At 72.9% G+C, this 17184-nt stretch carries 21 protein-coding genes; 8 read left to right on the top strand and 13 right to left on the bottom strand.

Annotated features, from left to right (window positions below):
- Positions 1-5: 5 nt before the first annotated feature.
- Positions 6-938 (bottom strand): GNAT family N-acetyltransferase, encoded by a 933-nt coding sequence (locus FHX81_RS28555; RefSeq protein ID WP_141981117.1) that lies wholly within the window; start codon positions 936-938, stop codon positions 6-8.
- Between the two features lie 205 nt (positions 939-1143).
- On the opposite strand from FHX81_RS28555, the gene FHX81_RS28550 reads away from it, so the two are divergent.
- The 3 genes from FHX81_RS28550 to FHX81_RS28540 are packed head-to-tail and all read left to right on the top strand — an operon-like array spanning position 1144 to position 3408.
- Positions 1144-2313 (top strand): cytochrome P450, encoded by a 1170-nt coding sequence (locus FHX81_RS28550; RefSeq protein WP_141981116.1) that lies wholly within the window; start codon positions 1144-1146, stop codon positions 2311-2313.
- Between the two features lie 45 nt (positions 2314-2358).
- Positions 2359-2694 (top strand): hypothetical protein, encoded by a 336-nt coding sequence (locus FHX81_RS28545; RefSeq protein WP_141981115.1) that lies wholly within the window; start codon positions 2359-2361, stop codon positions 2692-2694.
- A 15-nt stretch (positions 2695-2709) separates the two neighbouring features.
- Positions 2710-3408 (top strand): lysophospholipid acyltransferase family protein, encoded by a 699-nt coding sequence (locus tag FHX81_RS28540; protein ID WP_141981114.1) that lies wholly within the window; start codon positions 2710-2712, stop codon positions 3406-3408.
- Positions 3409-3412: 4 nt separating this feature from the next.
- On the opposite strand, the gene smc is transcribed toward FHX81_RS28540, so the two are convergent.
- Genes smc through FHX81_RS28520 form a run of 4 tightly spaced genes read right to left on the bottom strand, consistent with a single transcriptional unit; the run spans position 3413 to position 8614 of the window.
- On the bottom strand, positions 3413-7078 hold the full coding sequence (gene smc / locus FHX81_RS28535) for a chromosome segregation protein SMC (protein WP_141981113.1): 3666 nt from the start codon (positions 7076-7078) through the stop codon (positions 3413-3415).
- Between the two features lie 58 nt (positions 7079-7136).
- Positions 7137-7781 carry an anti-sigma factor family protein gene (locus FHX81_RS28530; protein WP_141981112.1) on the bottom strand — a complete coding sequence of 215 codons (645 nt, stop codon included), beginning with the start codon at positions 7779-7781 and terminating at the stop codon, positions 7137-7139.
- Positions 7778-8284, bottom strand: a complete 507-nt coding sequence (locus FHX81_RS28525) for a sigma-70 family RNA polymerase sigma factor (RefSeq protein ID WP_141981111.1) — start codon at positions 8282-8284, stop codon at positions 7778-7780. Before FHX81_RS28525 ends, FHX81_RS28530 begins: the two co-directional genes overlap by 4 nt.
- A 33-nt stretch (positions 8285-8317) precedes the next feature.
- Entirely contained in the window at positions 8318-8614 is a 297-nt protein-coding gene (locus tag FHX81_RS28520) for an acylphosphatase (RefSeq protein ID WP_141981110.1), read from the bottom strand.
- A gap of 64 nt (positions 8615-8678) precedes the next feature.
- On the opposite strand from FHX81_RS28520, the gene FHX81_RS28515 reads away from it, so the two are divergent.
- The 3 genes from FHX81_RS28515 (at position 8679) to FHX81_RS28505 (ending at position 10507) form a co-directional block, all read left to right on the top strand.
- Positions 8679-9383, top strand: a complete 705-nt coding sequence (locus FHX81_RS28515; RefSeq protein ID WP_246108010.1) for a CAP domain-containing protein — start codon at positions 8679-8681, stop codon at positions 9381-9383.
- Between the two features lie 31 nt (positions 9384-9414).
- Complete coding sequence (locus FHX81_RS28510) at positions 9415-9909, top strand: hypothetical protein (protein WP_141981108.1); 495 nt, start codon at positions 9415-9417, stop codon at positions 9907-9909.
- Positions 9910-10042: 133 nt separating this feature from the next.
- On the top strand, positions 10043-10507 hold the full coding sequence (locus FHX81_RS28505; RefSeq protein ID WP_141981107.1) for a hypothetical protein: 465 nt from the start codon (positions 10043-10045) through the stop codon (positions 10505-10507).
- On the opposite strand, the gene FHX81_RS28500 is transcribed toward FHX81_RS28505, so the two are convergent.
- Positions 10508-11038 (bottom strand): GNAT family N-acetyltransferase, encoded by a 531-nt coding sequence (locus tag FHX81_RS28500; protein WP_211363587.1) that lies wholly within the window; start codon positions 11036-11038, stop codon positions 10508-10510.
- 69 nt (positions 11039-11107) lie between these two features.
- Between FHX81_RS28500 and FHX81_RS28495 the strand changes: the two genes are divergently transcribed.
- The gene (locus FHX81_RS28495; protein ID WP_141981106.1) at positions 11108-12214 is read left to right on the top strand and encodes an NAD(P)/FAD-dependent oxidoreductase; all 1107 of its coding nucleotides are present in this window, start codon (positions 11108-11110) and stop codon (positions 12212-12214) included.
- A gap of 27 nt (positions 12215-12241) precedes the next feature.
- Here FHX81_RS28495 and FHX81_RS28490 read toward each other — a convergent pair whose 3' ends face one another.
- Positions 12242-12919 (bottom strand): response regulator, encoded by a 678-nt coding sequence (locus FHX81_RS28490; RefSeq protein WP_170232200.1) that lies wholly within the window; start codon positions 12917-12919, stop codon positions 12242-12244.
- Between the two features lie 254 nt (positions 12920-13173).
- Here FHX81_RS28490 and FHX81_RS28485 point away from each other — a divergent pair, with 254 nt between their 5' ends.
- A complete protein-coding gene (locus FHX81_RS28485; RefSeq protein WP_123745920.1) occupies positions 13174-13608 on the top strand; it encodes a MarR family winged helix-turn-helix transcriptional regulator in 435 nt (144 codons plus the stop codon).
- 3 nt (positions 13609-13611) lie between these two features.
- On the opposite strand, the gene mutM is transcribed toward FHX81_RS28485, so the two are convergent.
- The 6 genes from mutM to FHX81_RS28455 form a co-directional block, all read right to left on the bottom strand.
- A complete protein-coding gene (mutM, locus tag FHX81_RS28480) occupies positions 13612-14469 on the bottom strand; it encodes a bifunctional DNA-formamidopyrimidine glycosylase/DNA-(apurinic or apyrimidinic site) lyase (RefSeq protein WP_141981104.1) in 858 nt (285 codons plus the stop codon).
- Positions 14470-14479: 10 nt separating this feature from the next.
- The gene (locus FHX81_RS28475; RefSeq protein WP_141981103.1) at positions 14480-14716 is read right to left on the bottom strand and encodes a hypothetical protein; all 237 of its coding nucleotides are present in this window, start codon (positions 14714-14716) and stop codon (positions 14480-14482) included.
- A 7-nt stretch (positions 14717-14723) separates the two neighbouring features.
- Entirely contained in the window at positions 14724-15548 is an 825-nt protein-coding gene (rnc, locus tag FHX81_RS28470; RefSeq protein WP_141981102.1) for a ribonuclease III, read from the bottom strand.
- Positions 15549-15578: 30 nt separating this feature from the next.
- Positions 15579-15761, bottom strand: coding sequence for a 50S ribosomal protein L32 (gene rpmF / locus FHX81_RS28465; protein ID WP_073896635.1), 183 nt, complete (start codon positions 15759-15761; stop codon positions 15579-15581).
- Between the two features lie 2 nt (positions 15762-15763).
- On the bottom strand, positions 15764-16351 hold the full coding sequence (locus tag FHX81_RS28460; RefSeq protein ID WP_141981101.1) for a YceD family protein: 588 nt from the start codon (positions 16349-16351) through the stop codon (positions 15764-15766).
- Positions 16352-16456: 105 nt separating this feature from the next.
- The gene (locus tag FHX81_RS28455; RefSeq protein WP_141981100.1) at positions 16457-17173 is read right to left on the bottom strand and encodes an SPFH domain-containing protein; all 717 of its coding nucleotides are present in this window, start codon (positions 17171-17173) and stop codon (positions 16457-16459) included.
- Positions 17174-17184: the final 11 nt, after the last annotated feature.

The raw sequence follows: 17184 nt of genomic DNA, 5'->3' as shown, positions 1-17184 counted from the left end.
CGCGGTCAGGCGGCGTTGGCGCGGTAGGCCACCAGTTCGAGGTGGAGCCGGAAGCCGAGCCGGTCGAAGAGCCGTTGGGAGGAGCGGTTGCCGGCCAGTATCGCGGCGGCGGCCTGGGGTCGTGCCCCGGACTTCTCGGCGAGCTTCCAGACCAGCTCGGTGACCAGCGCCCCGCCGACGCCCTGCCCCCGCACGTCCGGTTCCACGGCCACGAAGTCGAGGTAGAACTCGCCCGGTTCGGCCTTGCCCGAGGCGTAGCCGAGGACCCGGTCGCCGTCCATGGCGACCACCACGGTGTGGTCCCGGCTGCCGTCCACGAGCCTGCGCCCGGACAGGTGGGTCTTGGGGAAGCACCGCTCGTGCAGCACGGCCACCGCCTCGTGCACGGCCGGGTCGGTCGGCAGGACCCGCATCTCGCGGGCCGGCCCGGTCCGGGGGCAGCTCGCCTCGCGCAGCAGCAGGCCGCGCAGGCCGTCGCCGTCGAGGACGTGGATGCCGCACGCGCGTGCGGCGGCGAAGCGGTGCCGTTCGGCGAACGCGGCCAGCCGCCGGTGCCCGGTGTGGCCCAGCAGCTCGCGGTCGGTGACGCCGTCGAGCAGCGGCGCCGCGGCGGCGTAGAGGGCGTCGGCGGTCTGGTCCCAGATCCGGCTGCCCGCCGGGTGGTTGACCGGCACGTCGACGAACGGACCGTGCAGGTAGGCGCGGTGGGACTCGGGGTCGACCTCGACGCTGAGCGCGCCGCAGACCCAACCCGAGTCGTCGGTGGCGACCAGCGTGCACGAGGCCCAGTCGGGCTCGAACTCGGCCAGCTCCGCGGAGATGTCACCGAGCGTCTCGCCGAGGTAGCCGATGTGGTGCGCGTCGTCGGCCTGCAGCCGCAGCACCAACGCGAGCACGGCGTCCAGGTCGTCCTGGGCGGCGGGACGGATGTCGTACATGTCTGGAATGGTCGCCCGCGAGGTCGGTGAACGCGAGGGAGTTTTCGGTGGCGGCCGGACGGGACGTGCGTGGACCGCCGCCCACGCGCGGACTGCCCGTGGCGCGCTCCGCTCTGGGCGAACGTCCGCGTCGCGCTCGACGGCCCGCCGAAGCGCACCGGATGGCGCTGGCACCGCGCTCCCCCGGACTCCTAGCGTCGGGGGCATGACGGACGACGTCCTGGACATCCCCTTCGCCGACGCCTTCGCGTTCGACCCGTCGCCCACGTGGGCGCGGCTGAGGGAGGAGCGGCCGGTGGTCCGGGTCCGCACGCTCGCGGGCGCGCAGGTGTGGTTGGTCACGCGCTACGACGACGTGAAGCTGGTGCTGGCCGACCCCCGGTTCTCCCGGGCGGGCGTGGTGGCGGCGGGCGCGCCGCGCGTCGGCGTGTCCCGGCCGCTGCCCGGCACCCTGCCGACCACCGACCCGCCCGAGCACACCCGGCTGCGCAAGCTGGTGTCCGGCGCGTTCTCGCACCGGCGGATCTCGGCAACCCGGCCGTGGGTGCGGGAGCTGTGCGAGCGGTTGGCGGACGACGTGGTGGACGGCGCGGACCTGCGGCAGGTGTACGCGCTGCCGCTGCCGATCCAGGTCATCTGCACGCTGCTGGGCGTGCCGTACGACGACCGCGAGCGGTTCCGCGAGTGGGTCGAGCTCGCCTACAGCCTGGAGATGTCCGAGCAGCCGCGCGTCGAGGCGGCGATGGCGAGCCTGCTGGAGTACATGGGCGGGCTGGTCGCGGCGAAGCGGCGCGACCCGCGGCCCGGCGACCTGCTCGACGAGCTGTGCGCGACGCCGCTGACGCACGACGAGCTGGTCGCGTTCGCGTTGAACCTGCTGGTCGCGGGGCACGAGACGTCGGCCAACCAGATCACCAGCTTCGTCGCCACCCTGCTGCGCGAGCGGTCGCAGTGGGACCGCCTGGTGGGTGATCGGTCACTGCTGCCCGGCGCGGTGGAGGAGCTGATGCGGTTCACAAGGCTCAGCGAGGTCGGGCAGCTGCGGGTGGCGCTGGAGGACGTCGAGGTGGCGGGTGTCGTCGTCCGGGCGGGCGAGGGTGTGATGGCCGCCATAGGCTCGGCCAACCGCGACCCGCGCGCGTTCGAGTCGCCGGACTCGTTGGACCTCGCGCGCACGCCCAACCAGCACCTCGCGCTCGGCATCGGGCCGCACTTCTGCCTCGGGGCCCAGTTGGCGCGCATCGAGTTGCAGGAGGCGCTGGGCGTGCTGCTGGCGCGGTTCCCCCGGCTGCGGGCGGCGCGTCCGGTCGAGGAGCTGGCCTGGCGGAGGGTCCTGGTCAGCGGTTTGGCCGAGTTGCCGGTCAGCCTCGGATGACCGACATCTCTTGCCGCGCGTTTCGCGTTGGGGAACCCTGGGAGGGTGAGCGAGGAAACGATCCAACTCGAACTCAACGACAGCGGGGTGGCGGTAGACCTACCGATGCCTGCCAACCAGCGGGACCAGGTGCAGGAGGTCCCCTATCGGCCGGTCGAGTTCCGTGACGACGACCTGCCCAACGCGTTGGAGCGCGCAGCCTCCTGGCTGCGGCAGACGCAGGAGTGGCTCGGTGAAGCGGTCGACGTGATCGCGGTCCACCTGGACTACGACGACACCAAGGGTTCGCCGTATTACGCCCTGAAGCTGCTGTGCAATGAGGAGGACCTGGCGGGCGTTCCGCGCGTGGTGCGCGAGCACGATCGCACTACCGACGAGTAACGTACGCTGGGGTTCATGCCAGATCGCGTGTACCCGCCGGTGATCGCCGCGGCCAAGCTGATGTTCCGCGTGCTCGACATGCGGATCACCGTGGAGGGCGCGGAGCACGTGCCGACCACCGGCGGGGCCGTGCTGGCCTCGAACCACGTCTCCTACCTCGATTTCATCTTCGCCGGTTACGGCGCGCTGCCCGCGCGCAGGCTGGTCCGGTTCATGGCCAAGCACGAGGTGTTCCGGCACCGCGTGTCCGGCCCGCTCATGCGCGGGATGCACCACATCCCGGTGGACCGGGCCGCCGGGCAGGCGTCCTACCAGCAGGCCCTGGACGCGCTGCGGTCCGGGGAGGTCGTCGGGATCTTCCCGGAGGCCACGATCAGCCGGTCGTTCACGGTCAAGGACGTGAAGAGCGGTGCCGTGCGGCTGGCCGCCGAGGCCGGCGTGCCGCTGCTGCCGACCGCGGTGTGGGGCACGCAACGGCTGTGGACGAAGGGCAGGCCGAAGTCGCTGACCCAGCGCCACGTGCCGATCACGATCATCGTCGGCGAGCCGATCGAGCCGACCACGGACGCCGCGCTGCGCGAGCGGATGCAGGAGCTGCTGGACGACGCCCAGGCCCGGTACCCGGAGTCGGGCGAGGGCCGGTGGTGGCAACCGGCGCACCTGGGCGGCACCGCGCCCACGCCGGAGGAGGCCAAGCGCCTCGACGACCGCTGAGGTCCTAGGCGGACGGCTCCGGGTCGCCGCCGGTCTCGGGAACGGCCGGGGCGGCGGCGGCCGGGGCGGGCACGGCGGCCTTGGCGCGCTTCGGCTTGTCCTCGCCGCGCAGTCGCTGCGAGATCACCTGGCTGATGCCGTCACCCCGCATCGACACGCCGTACAGCGCGTCCGCGATCTCCATGGTCGGCTTCTGGTGCGTGATGATCAGCAGCTGCGAGTGCTCCCGCAACTGCTCGAACAGGCCGATGAGCCGGTGCAGGTTGGTGTCGTCCAACGCCGCCTCGACCTCGTCCATCACGTAGAACGGCGACGGGCGGGCGCGGAAGATGGCGACCAGCATGGCCACGGCGGCCAGGGACTTCTCGCCACCGGACAGCAACGACAGCCGCTTGACCTTCTTGCCCGGCGGCCGGGCCTCCAACTCGATGCCGGTGGTCAGCATGTCGTCCGGCTCGGTCAGCACGAGCCGCCCCTCGCCACCGGGGAACAGCACCTTGAACACGACCTCGAACTCGCGGGCGACGTCCTCGTAGGCCGACGTGAAGACCTCCAGGATCTTGTCGTCGACCTCCTTCACCACGGTCAGCAGGTCGCGCCGGGTCGCCTTGATGTCCTCCAGCTGGTTGGACAGGAACTTGTACCGCTCCTCCAGCGCCGCGAACTCCTCCAGCGCCAGCGGGTTGACCTTCCCCAGCAGCGACAGGTCCCGCTCGGCCCGCTTGGCCCGCCGCGCCTGCGTGTCCCGGTCGTAGGGCATCGGCTGCGGCGCCGTCACCGGCTCGCCGCGCTCCTTGGCCGCCTCGTACTCGGCGACCTCCTGCGGCGACGGCGGGATGAACACGTCCGGGCCGTACTCGGCGACCAGGTCCTCCAGGCCGATGCCGAACTCCTCGGCGACCTTGGTCTCCAGCTGCTCGATGCGCATCCGCTGCTCGGCCCGCAGCACCTCGTCGCGGTGCACGGCGTCGGTCAGCTTCTCCAGCTCCACCGACATCTCGCGGACCAGGTTGCGCACCTGCGCCAGGAACGTCTCGCGCTGCGACTTCCGCTCCTGCGCCGCGTCGCGCTCGCGTGCCGCCCGCGCCAACGACGCGGCGATCCTCTCCAGCGCGAGCTCACCGCCGCGCACCACGGCCTTCGCCACGACGGCACCGCGGGCACGGGCCGCGTGCGCGCGCTGCGCACGTTCCCGCGCCTCGCGCTCGGCCCGCGCCGCCCGCCGCAACCCCTCCGCCTTGCCCTGCAACGCGCGGGCCCGTTCCTCGGCGGTCCGCAGCGCCAGCCGGGCGTCCACCTCGCCCTGCCGGGCGGCGGCCAGCTCGGCGGCCATCTCGTCGCGGTGCGCGGTGTCCGGCTCGTCGTCCAGCGGCTGCTCCTGCGCCACCAGCAGGCGTTCTTCCAGCTCGGCCAGCTTGAGCAGGTTCTCCTCGCGGGCCGCCTCGACCTTCTCCCGCTGCGCCCGCGCCCGGTCCACCTCGGCCTCGGCCGAGCGCACCGCCGCGGCCAGCCGGTTGAGCCGTTCCGACGACCGGGCGCGCCGCACCTTGGCCTCGTTGAGCTGCTCCTTCACCGCGGCGACCTCGGCCCGCCGCGCCTGCTGCTCGGCCCGTGCGCCTTCGAGAGCCGCCGCGGACCGCTCCAGCGCGCGCTCCGCCAGCGCCAGTTCCTCCGACGCCTCGTCCACCGCGGCCTGGACCTCGATCACGCTCTGGCTGCGCCCGGACCCGCCGACCGCCCAGTCCGCGCCCAGCACGTCGCCGTCGCGGGTCACCGCGCGCACCGACGGGTGCTCGTCCACCAGGCTCCGCGCGGTGGCCAGCGAGTCCACCACGACGACCGCGTCCAACGCCCGGTGCAGCGCGGGCCGCAGCGGCTCCGGCGCCTGCACCAGGTCCACGGCCCAGCGCGCGTCCGCCGGCAGCGACGGCCACCCGGACCGGTCGACGGTCACCGGCGCGCCGCCCACCAGCACGCCCGCCCGGCCGGTGTCCTGCTCCTTCAACAGCTCCAGCGCCGCGACCGCGTCCGCGCCCGACGCCACCGCGACCGCGTCCGCGATCGGGCCCAGGGCCGCCGCCAGCGCGACCTCCGCGCCCGGCTCCACGGTCAGCAACGCGGCCACCGAACCCAGCAGCCCCGGCAACCTCGACGCCAGCAACGCGCCCGCGCCGTCCTTGCGGGTCAAGCCCAACGACAGCGCGTCGACCCGCGCCTTCCACGACGCGATGTCGCGCTCGGCCGTCCGCTCGGCCTTGACCAGCTCCTCGACCCGGCGGCGCGCGGCGTCGTCCGCCTCGACGGCCAGCCGGTGCCGCTCGTCCAGCCCGACGTCGTCCTCGTCCTCGGTCCCGGTCACCTCACGGGCCTCGGCCAGCTCCTGCTGCACGACCTCGGACCGCTCGACCGCCTCGGCCAGCGCGACCGACATCCGCTCGATCTCCTCGGCGGTCGCGCTCGTCTTCGACCGCAGCGCCTCCACCTGGCCGGACAGCCGGGCCAGTCCCTCGCGCCGGTCGGCGATCGCCCGCACCGCGGCCAGGTGCGCCTTCTCCGCCGCGGACACCATGCGCTCCAGCTCGGCGCGGGTCTCCACGGCCTCGGCCAGCCCGACGCGCGCCTCGGTCACGCCGTCCTGGAGCTCCTGCTCCAGCATCGCGGTCTGCTCGGCCTCGGCCTCCAGCTCGTCGGGGTCACGGCCGCCGCGCGGCGCGTCCACCGCCGCCGACAGGTGCCGCTCCCGTTCCACGGCCAACCGGACCGTGCCGCGCAGCCGCTCCTCCAGCGCCGACAGCCGGTACCAGGTGTCCTGGGCCTGCTGGAGCTTCGGCGCGTCCGCCGCGACCTGGTCCTCCAGCTCGTTCTGCTGCACCTGCGCCTGCTGCAGCGACTTCTCCACCTCGGCGCGGCGGGCGCGGGCGGCGGCCTCGTCCTGCTCCTCGCGCGCCAACGCCTCGCGCTGCGTCACCAGGTCGTCGGCCAGCAGGCGCATCCGGGCGTCGCGCAGCTCGGACTGCACCACCTGCGCGCGCCGGGCGATCTCGGCCTGCTTGCCCAGCGGCTTGAGCTGGCGGCGCAGCTCGGCGGTGAGGTCGGTGAGGCGGGTCAGGTTCGCCTGCATCGCCTCCAGCTTCCGCAGCGCCTTCTCCTTGCGCTTGCGGTGCTTGAGGACGCCCGCGGCCTCCTCGACGAACGCGCGCCGCTCCTCGGGCTTGGACTCCAGGATCGCGGCGAGCTGGCCCTGGCCCACGATCACGTGCATCTCGCGGCCGATGCCGGAGTCGCTGAGCAGCTCCTGGATGTCCATCAGCCGGCACGAGTTGCCGTTGATCTCGTACTCGGTGGCGCCCTCGCGGAACATCCGGCGGGTGATCGACACCTCGACGTAGTCGATCGGCAGCGCGCCGTCGGAGTTGTCGATGGTCAGCGTCACCTCGGCGCGGCCCAGCGGCGCGCGGCCGGAGGTGCCGGCGAAGATGACGTCCTCCATCTTGCCGCCGCGCAGGTCCTTCGCACCCTGCGTGCCCATCACCCAGCGCAGCGCGTCGAGCACGTTCGACTTGCCGGACCCGTTCGGACCGACGACGCACGTGATGCCCGGCTCGAAGCGCAGCGTGGTAGCCGAGGCGAAGGACTTGAAGCCCTTCAGCGTCAGGCTCTTGAGGTGCACGCCGGGCAGCGTACCCGTGCGGTCCCCGCACCCGTCGTCGGCACGCTGACCAGCGCGATCACGGCCGCACCGAGACCAGGACCGTCATGTCGACCACGACGTCGAGCCGTTCGATGTCCTCCACCGGGAACGACGTGGAGCCGGGGATGCGCTCGTCCGCCGCGTGGTCGGTGCCCCACCAGCCGCCGACCTCGGTCCGCCCGGCCCGGTCGTGGACGATCAGCTTGCACCTCGTGCCCCTCGGCACGTTCTCCGTGCTCACCCACAGCTCGGTGCCCCACGACCTGCGGACCAGGTCCGCGCTGGCCACCACGCCGGACGACGCGTCGGCGGCGTGCCACGTCACGGCGTCGTCGGGGACCAGGTGCGGCACGACCACCGCGCCCAGCGCCACGAGCACGACCAGCACACCGGCACCGAGCAGGACCGGCCACCTCCGTCGGCGGGTCGGCACCGGCTCGGGCACGGGCTCCGGCGCGGGTGGCAGCGGCCGCAGGTCGGGGTCGGGCGCGGGGTCGTCGAACGGCAGCTCCAGGTCCGACAGCCGCACCTGGCCCAGCAGCCCGGGCAGCGGCGCCAACCGCACCATCTCCCGCCGGCAGGCGGCGCACCCGTCGACGTGCCGCTCGAACGACGACCGCTCCGCCGGGTCGAGCGAACCGAGCAGGTAGGCGCCGAGCGCCACGGTCCGGCCACAACTCATGACTGCGTGACCCCCCGCTCCTCCAACGCGTCGCGCAGCGCGCGCAGGGCGTAGAAGCAGCGCGACTTGACCGTGCCGGGCGGGATGCCCAGCACCACCGCCGCCTCCGCCACCGAACGCCGCCGGTAGTACAGCTCGACCACCACGTTGCGGTGGTCGGCGCTCAACGCGCGCAACGCCTCCGCGACCTGCCAGCTCTGCAGGACGTGCTCGACCTCGTCGGCCACCGGGGGCAGGTCGCCCGGTTCGATCGGCACCTCGCTGTTGCGGCCGCCGCGCTTGCGGAAGCCGGAGATGACCAGGTTCCGGGCCACGGTGTAGAGCCACGGCCCCGCGTCGGCGGGGGTCAGCTCGTCGACGTGCCGCCAGGCCCGCAGCAGCGTCTCCTGGACGACGTCCTCGGCCTGCTGGTGGTCACCGCCGACCATGCGCAGGACGTAGCCGTGCAGCGGGCCGCGCCAACGGCCGTACAGCTGCCTGACGACATCTTCGCCACGGTCCACATCGATGTACTACGCCACCGGGCCACTCGGCGTTCAACGCTCCACGAAACCGGTGAGACCGCCGCGCGCCTCCGACCAGCGCTCCACGATCGAGTCCACCTGACCGGGGGTGTCACCCGAACGCAGCGCAGTCAGCAGGGCGCGGCACGAGGATTCCGGACCTTCGGCGTTCACCTCGACCCGACCGTCACGCAGGTTGGACGCCGAACCGACAAGGCCCAGCTCAAGTGCCCTGGCTCGGGTCCACCACCGAAAACCGACACCCTGCACGCGCCCCCGCACCCAGGCGGTCAGGCGCACGGCCCGCTCTACTCCAGCCACAAGAGCCATCCTGTCATTTCACCCATTAGTGGTACGGTGCGCGACCGTGACAGCACGGCGCGGTAACCGATCCGTGATCGGCGCACTCGTCGGCCTGCTCCTCGGCGCGGCCGGTGCGACCGGCGTCGCCTTCGCCAACCCGGAGCAGCTCGCCCCGTTCGTCGGGGAAAGCGCAGCACAGCGCGCCGGTTCCGACAACACCGGCGTCGGCGGGGTCGGGGGCGTGGGCGGGCCGGCGCAGAGCCGTGCGCCGGAGGTCGTGCCGACCACCGCGGAGACGTCACCGTCCAGCCGGACCACCACCGCGACGACGACCACCACCGGCGAGACCACCACGACGACGGAGACGACGACCACGACGACGTCCGAGCCGTCCCCCGTCACCACGACGACCACCACGCCCGCCGACCTGCCGCAGGCGGAGCAGGTCGTCGCCCTGGTGAACGAGGCCCGCGACCTCGCCGGCTGCAAGCCGCTCAAGGTGGACGAACGGGTGCTCAGGGCCGCGCAGGGCCACAGCACCGACATGGCGCAGCGCGACTACTTCTCGCACACCACGCCGGAGGGCGTCGACTTCGCGCAGCGCATGCGCACCGCGGGCTACCCGAACCCCGGCGGGGAGAACATCGCCATGGGCCAGCGCTCCGCCGAGCAGGTCATGAAGGCCTGGATGAACTCCGACGGGCACCGCCGCAACATCCTGAACTGCGGGTTCACCACCATCGGCGTGGGCCTGGACACCCGCGGCTGGTACTGGACCCAGAACTTCGGCTGGTAGAGCAGACGTCCGACAGACCTTGGGAGAACCGTTGTACGAGACCCCGGAGCCCGAGCGCACCCGCCCGCGCGTGTCGCCCCACGTGCTGCTGGCCGCGTCCGGTGTCGCCGTGTCGACGATCTTCGCCACCATCGCGTCCCTGGCGGGCGCGTCACCGGACGCCGCACCGGCCAACCAGCTGCCGCGCGAGGACGTCGTGTCCCGCAGCACCCTCACCACGGCCCCGCGCACGTCGTCGTCCTCCTCGGTCAGCCTGACCACCACCGCGGAGTCGACCACCACGACGACCGAGGCCACCACGACCACCACCACCTCGCGCCGCACCCGCGTGACCACGGTGACCAGGCCGGACGGCACCACCACGACCACCGTGGTGGACGAGCCGGGGCCGCAGCCCCAGCCGACGACCACCACTGCGCCGCCGGTGATCACGACCACGGTCCAGACGACGACCACCACGCAGCCGCCGACGACCACCGCGGCTCCGACGACCACCACGACGACGGCCGCCGCGACCACGCCGTAACGAGATCATCGGCCGCAGGTGACGGTCCTCCACACCATCGGGTGGAGGACCGCGGCAACGATGCGGCCCGCGACCGGATCCGCCGATAACCCGAACACTGACCATCCGTCCGGATCCCCCACAGGGAGATGGTGTGTTCGAGGAAGATCGACAAGCGCCGCCGAAGAAGAAGCTCTCCTCGGTGGCGCTGCTCGCCGCGGGCGGCGCGGCCGTCGCCACCGTGATCGCCACCCTCGCGTCGGTGCTGGCCGGCGGCGGGTCCACGGCCGCGCCACCGCCCGAGCCGCCGGCCGACGTGCTGACCACGGCGAACACGCCGGCGACCGCCGCGCCGGGCGCGGGCACGGCCACGCTGGTGGTCACGGTGTCCAAGCGCGGGGGCGCGCAGCAGCCGCGCGAGGAGGAGGGCTCGAAGCCGGACGAGCGGTCCGGCCCGACGCCGGAGTCCGTCGCCGCGACGTCGCCGTCCGAGCCGCGGCTCACCAGCCAGCCGCCGAGCAACCCGCCGTCGTCCTTCAGCCCGCCGTCACCCTCGTCCTCCGCGTCCTCGACCACCACCACCGCGCCGACGACCGAGGACGACGAGGGGACGCCGTAGCTACCAGACGTCGCCGTCGCGCCAGTCACAGGTGAGGTCGCCCGCCAGGTCGAGCGGCACGACCGGCAGGACGAAGATCCCGTCGTCCTCCTCCTCGGTGCGCTCGACCCCGGCGGGCGTCATCGCGAACGTCCGCCCGCGCCACCGCTGCCACCCCCGCGCCGCGTAGAACGCCAGGGCGTCCTCCGACGCGCTGAGGGCACCGAGGGGGTACGCGCCGCGCACCACGTCCTCCAAAGCCGCCATCACGGCCCCGCCGACCCCTTGGCGCCGGCGGTCCGCCCGCACCGCGACGCCTTCCACGTACCCGGCCCGCAGCGCGCGCCCGTCGTGCACCAACCGCCGCTGCACGACCGCGCCGTGGCCGATCAGCTCGTCGCCGTCCCACACCAGCGCGTGCACGCCGCCGAGGCTGTGCTCCCAGTCCTCCTCGCCGAAGTCGCCGTCGAACGCCTCGTCCACCAGCTCGCGGACGACGACGAGCGTCGCCTCGGGCAGTTGCCAGGTGTGCAGCACGGATACGGGTGGCACGCCTCACACCCTATGCCGTCACACCTCACGCCCCCGTCCCGCTCCTCTCATGACGAAAGGACTCCGGACATGGCAGAGCACATCGTGGTGGTCGGTGCGGGTTACGCGGGCTTGGCCGCGGCCAAGCTGGCGGCGAAGTGGACCGACTCCCGGGTCACCCTGGTCAACGCGCGGGACCGGTTCGTGGAGCGGGTCCTGCTGCACCAGCTCGCGGTCGGGCAGCGGATGCGCGACGTCCCCCTCGCCGACGTCCTCAAGGGCACCGGCGTCGAGCTGGTCGTCGACCGGGTGACCGAGATCGACCCGGAGGCGCGCGAGGTCGGGCTCACCGACGGCGCGCTGGCCTACGACCGGCTGATCTACGCCCTGGGCAGCTACTCGGACCTGAGCGGCGTCCCGGGCGCGACCGGGCACGCCCACACCGTCTCGACCCGCGAGGACGCCGAGGAGCTGGCCGTGGCGCTCGAGGGCGCCCGCGCGGTCGCCGTGGTGGGAGGTGGGTTGACGGGCATCGAGGCCGCCTCGGAGCTGGCCGAGTCGCGCCCGGACCTGGAGGTGCTGCTGGTCACCGGTGGCGGGTTCGGCGACGACCTGTCGGACAAGGGCAGGCGGCACCTGCGCGGGGTGTTCGACCGGCTCGGCGTCCGGGTGCGCGACCACGCGCACGTCACCGGGGTCCGCGCCGACGGCCTGGTGCTCGACGACGGCGAGCTGGTCGGCGCCGACACGGTCGTGTGGACGGCCGGGTTCGCCGTGCCGGACCTGGCGGCGCGGGCCGGGTTCGCGGTGGACGGCCGCGGCCGCATGCTGGTCGACCAGACGTTGACGTCGATCTCGCACCCGGAGGTGCAGGGCATCGGCGACGCCGCCGCGATGAAGCGCCACGACGGCCTCGAACTGCGCATGGCGTGCGCGACCGGCCTGCCCACGACGCAGCAGGCCGTGCGGGCGCTGGCGAAGCGCGTGGGCGGCGGGGAGCCCGCCGACCGGCTCGACTTCCGCTACCACGTCCGGTGCGTCAGCCTCGGCCGCCGGGACGGCCTGATCCAGTTCGTGGACGCCGACGACACCCCGAAGGAGCGCGTGCTGACCGGCCGGGTGGCGGCGGTGGCCAAGGAGCTCGTGGTGCGCGGCGCGTTGCTGTTCCAGAGCCACCCCACCATGCCGGCGGGGTGAGCGGCCGGTGGGCCGGTTCGGGCCCGGCTAGGGCTCGAACCGGTAGCCCATGCCGGGCTCCGTCACCAGGTGCCGCGGGCGCGAGGGCTCCGGTTCCAGCTTGCGGCGCAACTGGGCCAGGTAGACGCGCAGGTAGTGGGTCTCCTTCGCGTAGGCCGGGCCCCACACCTCCTGCAGGAGCTGCTTCTGCGCGACCAACCGGCCCCGGTTGCGGGCCAGGATCTCCAGCAGGCCCCACTCGGTCGGCGTCAGGTGCACCTCGACGCCGTCGCGGCGCACCTTCCGCGCCGCCAGGTCCACCGTGAACGACGCCGTCTCCACGACCGCGTCCTCACCCTCGGCCAGCGCCGAGCGCCGCACCGCCGCCCGCAACCGCGCCAGCAGCTCGTCCATCCCGAACGGCTTGGTCACGTAGTCGTCGGCACCCGCGTCCAGCGCCTCAACCTTGTCGGCCGAGTCGACCCGGGCGGACAGCACGATGATCGGCACGGTCGTCCAGCCGCGCAGCCCCGCGATCACCTCGGTGCCGTCCACGTCCGGCAGCCCCAGGTCGAGCACCACCACGTCCGGCCTGCCCTCGGCCGCCGCCTTGAGGGCCTCCGTGCCGTCGTGGGCGGTCAGGACCGAGTAGCCGCGGGCCGACAGGTTGATCCGCAACGCCCGCACGATCTGCGGCTCGTCATCGACCACCAGCACTTTTGTCACGCTCAGACACTACGCCCGGACCCGGCCGCGCGGCCCCGCCCGACTACTTTCGGCGAAGTCCCTGACGAAGCCTTGATGCGCGCCTGTTCACCCTTTATGCCGTTTTGACGCTTCCTTCTCCGCATCGGTGCGGAAAGGGTGAGTACATCCGGGTGCGAATGAAACCGTTCTCTGGACAGCAGTACTGCGAAAGTGCGAATGTCCTGTCCGAATTTGGACACGTGCTCACTCACGGTGAGCCACGAGGAGGTCTGATGACCACCAGTGTGACTAATCAGGACGCGTTACAACTCGTGGTCGCCGTGCACCGGCTGATCCGCAGCCTGCGCCAGTCCGCGTCGGTCCGGCGCCTGCAACCCACGCAGTTGCTGGTGCTCGCGGAACTCGCGTCACAAGGGCCGATGCGGATCGGCGAGATCGCGGTGCGGGCGCTGTGCTCGCAGCCCACGGCGACCACGGTGGTGACCGGTTTGGAATCCTCGGGCCTGGTGCGCCGCGAATCCGATCCGGCCGACGGGCGGGCCACCATCGTGGAGCTGACCGGTCTCGGGCGGGACACCATCCTGTCCCTCGCGCACGGCGAGGCGGAGTTGTTGTCCGAACGGATTTCCCGGCTCGAACCGGAGGAACGCGACGCGCTGAGATCGGTCACGCCGCTGTTGCGCAGGCTCGCCGACCCGGCGCGGTGAGCGTCAACCCCTCGGTCGCGGTTGGCAGCGCGGGCACGAGTAGGACGAGCGGTTCATGAACGGCTCGCGCCTGACCGCCGTCCCGCACCGCCGGCACGGCTCGTTCTCCCGCCCGTAGACGGCCAGGGACCGGTCGAAGTAGCCCGACTGGCCGTTCACGTTCACGTACAGCGCGTCGAACGACGTGCCGCCCTCGCCCAGCGCCTCCTGCATCACCTGCGTGGCGTGCGCGAGCAGCTCGGCGGCCTTCGCCCTGGTCAGCTTGTCCGCGGGCCGCACCCCGTGCAGCCTGGCCCGCCACAGCGCCTCGTCGGCGTAGATGTTGCCCACCCCGGAGACCAGCGTCTGGTCGAGCAACGCGCGCTTGATCTCCGTGCGCCGCCTGCGCAGGGCCGCGACCGCCGCGTCCGGGTCGAACGCCGGGTCCATCGGGTCGCGCGCGATGTGCGCCACCGGCTGGGGCAACCGGGTGCCGTCCACCTCGACGATCTCCGCCAGCGCCAGCCCGCCGAACGTGCGCTGGTCGACGAAGCGCAGCTCCGGGCCGCCGTCGGCGAACCGGACCCGCACCCGCAGGTGCTTCTCGTCCGGCGCGCCGACCGGCTGGACCAGCATCTGACCGGACATGCCGAGGTGCGCGAGCATGGCGTCGCCGCCCGACAGGTCGACCCACAGGTACTTGCCGCGACGGCGCGCGGCCTCCAGGCGCCGGCCGGTCAGGCGCACGGCGAAATCCGCCGCACCGGGCAGGTGGCGGCGGATCGCACGGGGGTGCAGGACTTCGACCGCGTCGACGGTCCTGCCCGCGACGTGCTCGTGCAGACCTCGGCGTACGACCTCGACCTCGGGCAGCTCGGGCACGGGTGGGCGGTCAGTCCTCGGTGTTGTCGCGCTCGGCGGCAGCCGCGGCGGCCTCGGCCTGCTCCAGCTCTTCGAGCATCTCGTACGCGGCGGCCTGGGGCTTGGTCGGCTTGAGCATCCAGCCGCCCGCCTGGGCGGTGTCGCGCACGAGTACGAGGCCCTGGATGCCGCCGTTGCGGCTCGCGTTCAGCGGGCGGGACGGACGCGCGTGGCGCGCGCGCCGGGTCCGGACGTTCGTGGCATACATTTCGGCGTCAGTCTTCCTGGGTAGGTGCAGCCTGAGGTGAAGCCTGGGGTGATGCCTGCGCGGCCGAGCCGGGTGCGTGGCCGTTCCCGGACGCGCCGGTCTCCTGCTCGGCGCGGACCCGTTCGTGCAGCACGCGGTAGGCGGCCTCGGCCGCCTTCTGCTCGGCTTCCTTCTTCGTGCGCCCGTCGCCGGTGCCGTGGGCCTGGCCACCGACGAGCACCGTGGCGGTGAACTCCTTGCGGTGGTCCGGGCCCTGGTCGTCCACCCGGTACTCGGGGACGCCCAGCCCCGCGGACGCGGTCAGCTCCTGGAGACTCGTCTTCCAGTCCAGTCCAGCACCTCGCAGCGGCGCTTCGGCCAACAGCGGGTCGAACAGGTGGTGAACGAGTTGACGCGCGGTGTCTATGCCGAACTGCAGGTAGACCGCGCCGATGACGGCTTCGAGGCCGTCGGCGAGGATGCTCGCCTTGTCCCTGCCCCCGGTCAGCTCCTCGCCGCGACCGAGCAGGAGGTGCCCGCCGAGGCCGTCGTCGCCGAGCCCCCGGGCCACGCCCGCGAGGGCGTGCATGTTGACCACGCTCGCGCGCAGCTTGGCGAGCTGCCCCTCGGGCAGCTCGGGGTGCGTGCGGTACAGGTGGTCGGTGACGACCAGCCCGAGCACCGCGTCACCGAGGAACTCCAGTCGCTCGTTCGGCGGCAGGCCGCCGTTCTCGTACGCGTACGACCGGTGCGTCAGCGCGAGCGTCAGCAGCTCGGCGTCCAGTGGGACGCCGAGCGCTTCGAGCAACGGGGCGCGGTCGGCGGACCGACCGCGCGACGACCTACCCCCCACGATTCGCCGCTACCTTCGCCAGAGGGGTGATCAGGCCGGCTGGACGACCTGGCGGCCGTCGTACTGGCCACAGGCCGGGCAGGCGACGTGCTGCGGCTTCGGCTGGCGGCAGGCCTTGTTCTGGCAGGCCACCAGGTGCACGGCAGCGGTCTTCCACTGAGCGCGGCGCGAGCGCGTGTTCGAGCGCGACATCTTCCGCTTCGGGACGGCCACGACTAGTTCTCCTCTGGATTGTCACGATTCCCGTCGAACCGCTCCTGGAGAGCAGCCCACCGGGGGTCAATCGTCTCATGCCCGTGGTCGGGGCCGAGATCAGCCAGCTTGCCGCCGCAGTCGACGCACAGCCCGAGGCAGTCCGGCGAGCACAGCGGCACCTGTGGCAGCGCGAGCACGATGGCGTCGCGCACCACGGGTTCGAGGTCGATCAGGTCGTCGTGCAGACGGCTGATCTCATCCTCTTCGGTGGTCTCGTCGGTGGTGCTGTCCGGGTACGCGTACAGCTCGGTCAGCTCCACCTCGACCTCCGCGGACAGCGGCTCCAGGCAGCGCGAGCACTCGCCTTCGACCACCGTCGCGGCCGTGCCCGTCACGAGCACGCCTTCGACCACCGACTCCAGCAGGAGGTCGAGTTCGACGTTGCCCCCCGCCGGCACCGCGATCACACCGAGGAGGCCGACGCCCTCCGCGGGCACCGTCCGGCGCACACCGCGGCTGGAGCCCGCACGACGCCCGAGGTCCCTGGTGTCGATGACCCAGGGCCCGGTCGCTGTGGGACGCGCGGAGGCGTGACGATGCTCAGACATGATGTTTGGTGTTGCCGTCGGGGACTTACCACGACCAGCCGGTCAAGGGTACGGGACAACGGGCGTCCGCGTGAAATCGGCTGGTCGGGGCCTCGTCCGGTCGGGTTACTCGTGATAGTCGAACGGCGCCGCCGCGCTGGCGACGGCCGGCCCGCGCAGGTGCGAGCGCCCCTTGCCGACGCTGCGCAGCGTGTGCGCGAGCAGGTCCTCGAAGTCGGCCAGCTTGCCGTCCACGTACGCGTCGCACTCGCTGCGCAGCCGGATGGCCTCCGTCTGCGCCGCCTCCAGCACGCGCGCCGCCTCGGCGTGCGCGGCCTGCACCACCTCGGTGCCGTCGACCAGGCGCGCCTGCTCCGCCCGGCCCTCCTCGATCGCGCGCTCGTAGTTGGCCCGCCCGGCCTGGACCATCCGGTCGGCCTCGGCGTGCGCCCGACCCACCAGGTCCTCGTACTCCTGGCGGCCGGCCGCGACGGTCCGCTGCGCCTGGTCCTCGGCCTCGGCGAGGGTCCGCTCGGCCCGCGCCCGCGCCTCGGACAGCATCCGCTCGGCCTCGTGCTGCGCCTCGGCGACCATCCGCTCGGCGTCCGACCGGGCCTTGCTCACCGCCTGGTCCGCGTCGTGCTGCGCCTTGCCGACCAGCTCGTCGCGGTGGTCGAGCACGTCCTGGGCGTCGTCCAGCTCCGCCGGGATCGCGTCGCGCACGTCGTCGAGGAGTTCGAGCACGTCGCCGCGCGGCACGACGCACCCGGAGGTCATCGGCACGCCACGCGCTTCCTCGACGATCGTGACCAGCTCGTCGAGGGCCTCGAACACCCGGTACACGTCACACTCCT

The organism is Saccharothrix saharensis (assembly GCF_006716745.1).
GTDB lineage: Bacteria > Actinomycetota > Actinomycetes > Mycobacteriales > Pseudonocardiaceae > Actinosynnema > Actinosynnema saharense.
Note: the sequence above shows the minus strand (reverse complement) of the source record. Positions and strands in the feature narration are given on the sequence as shown.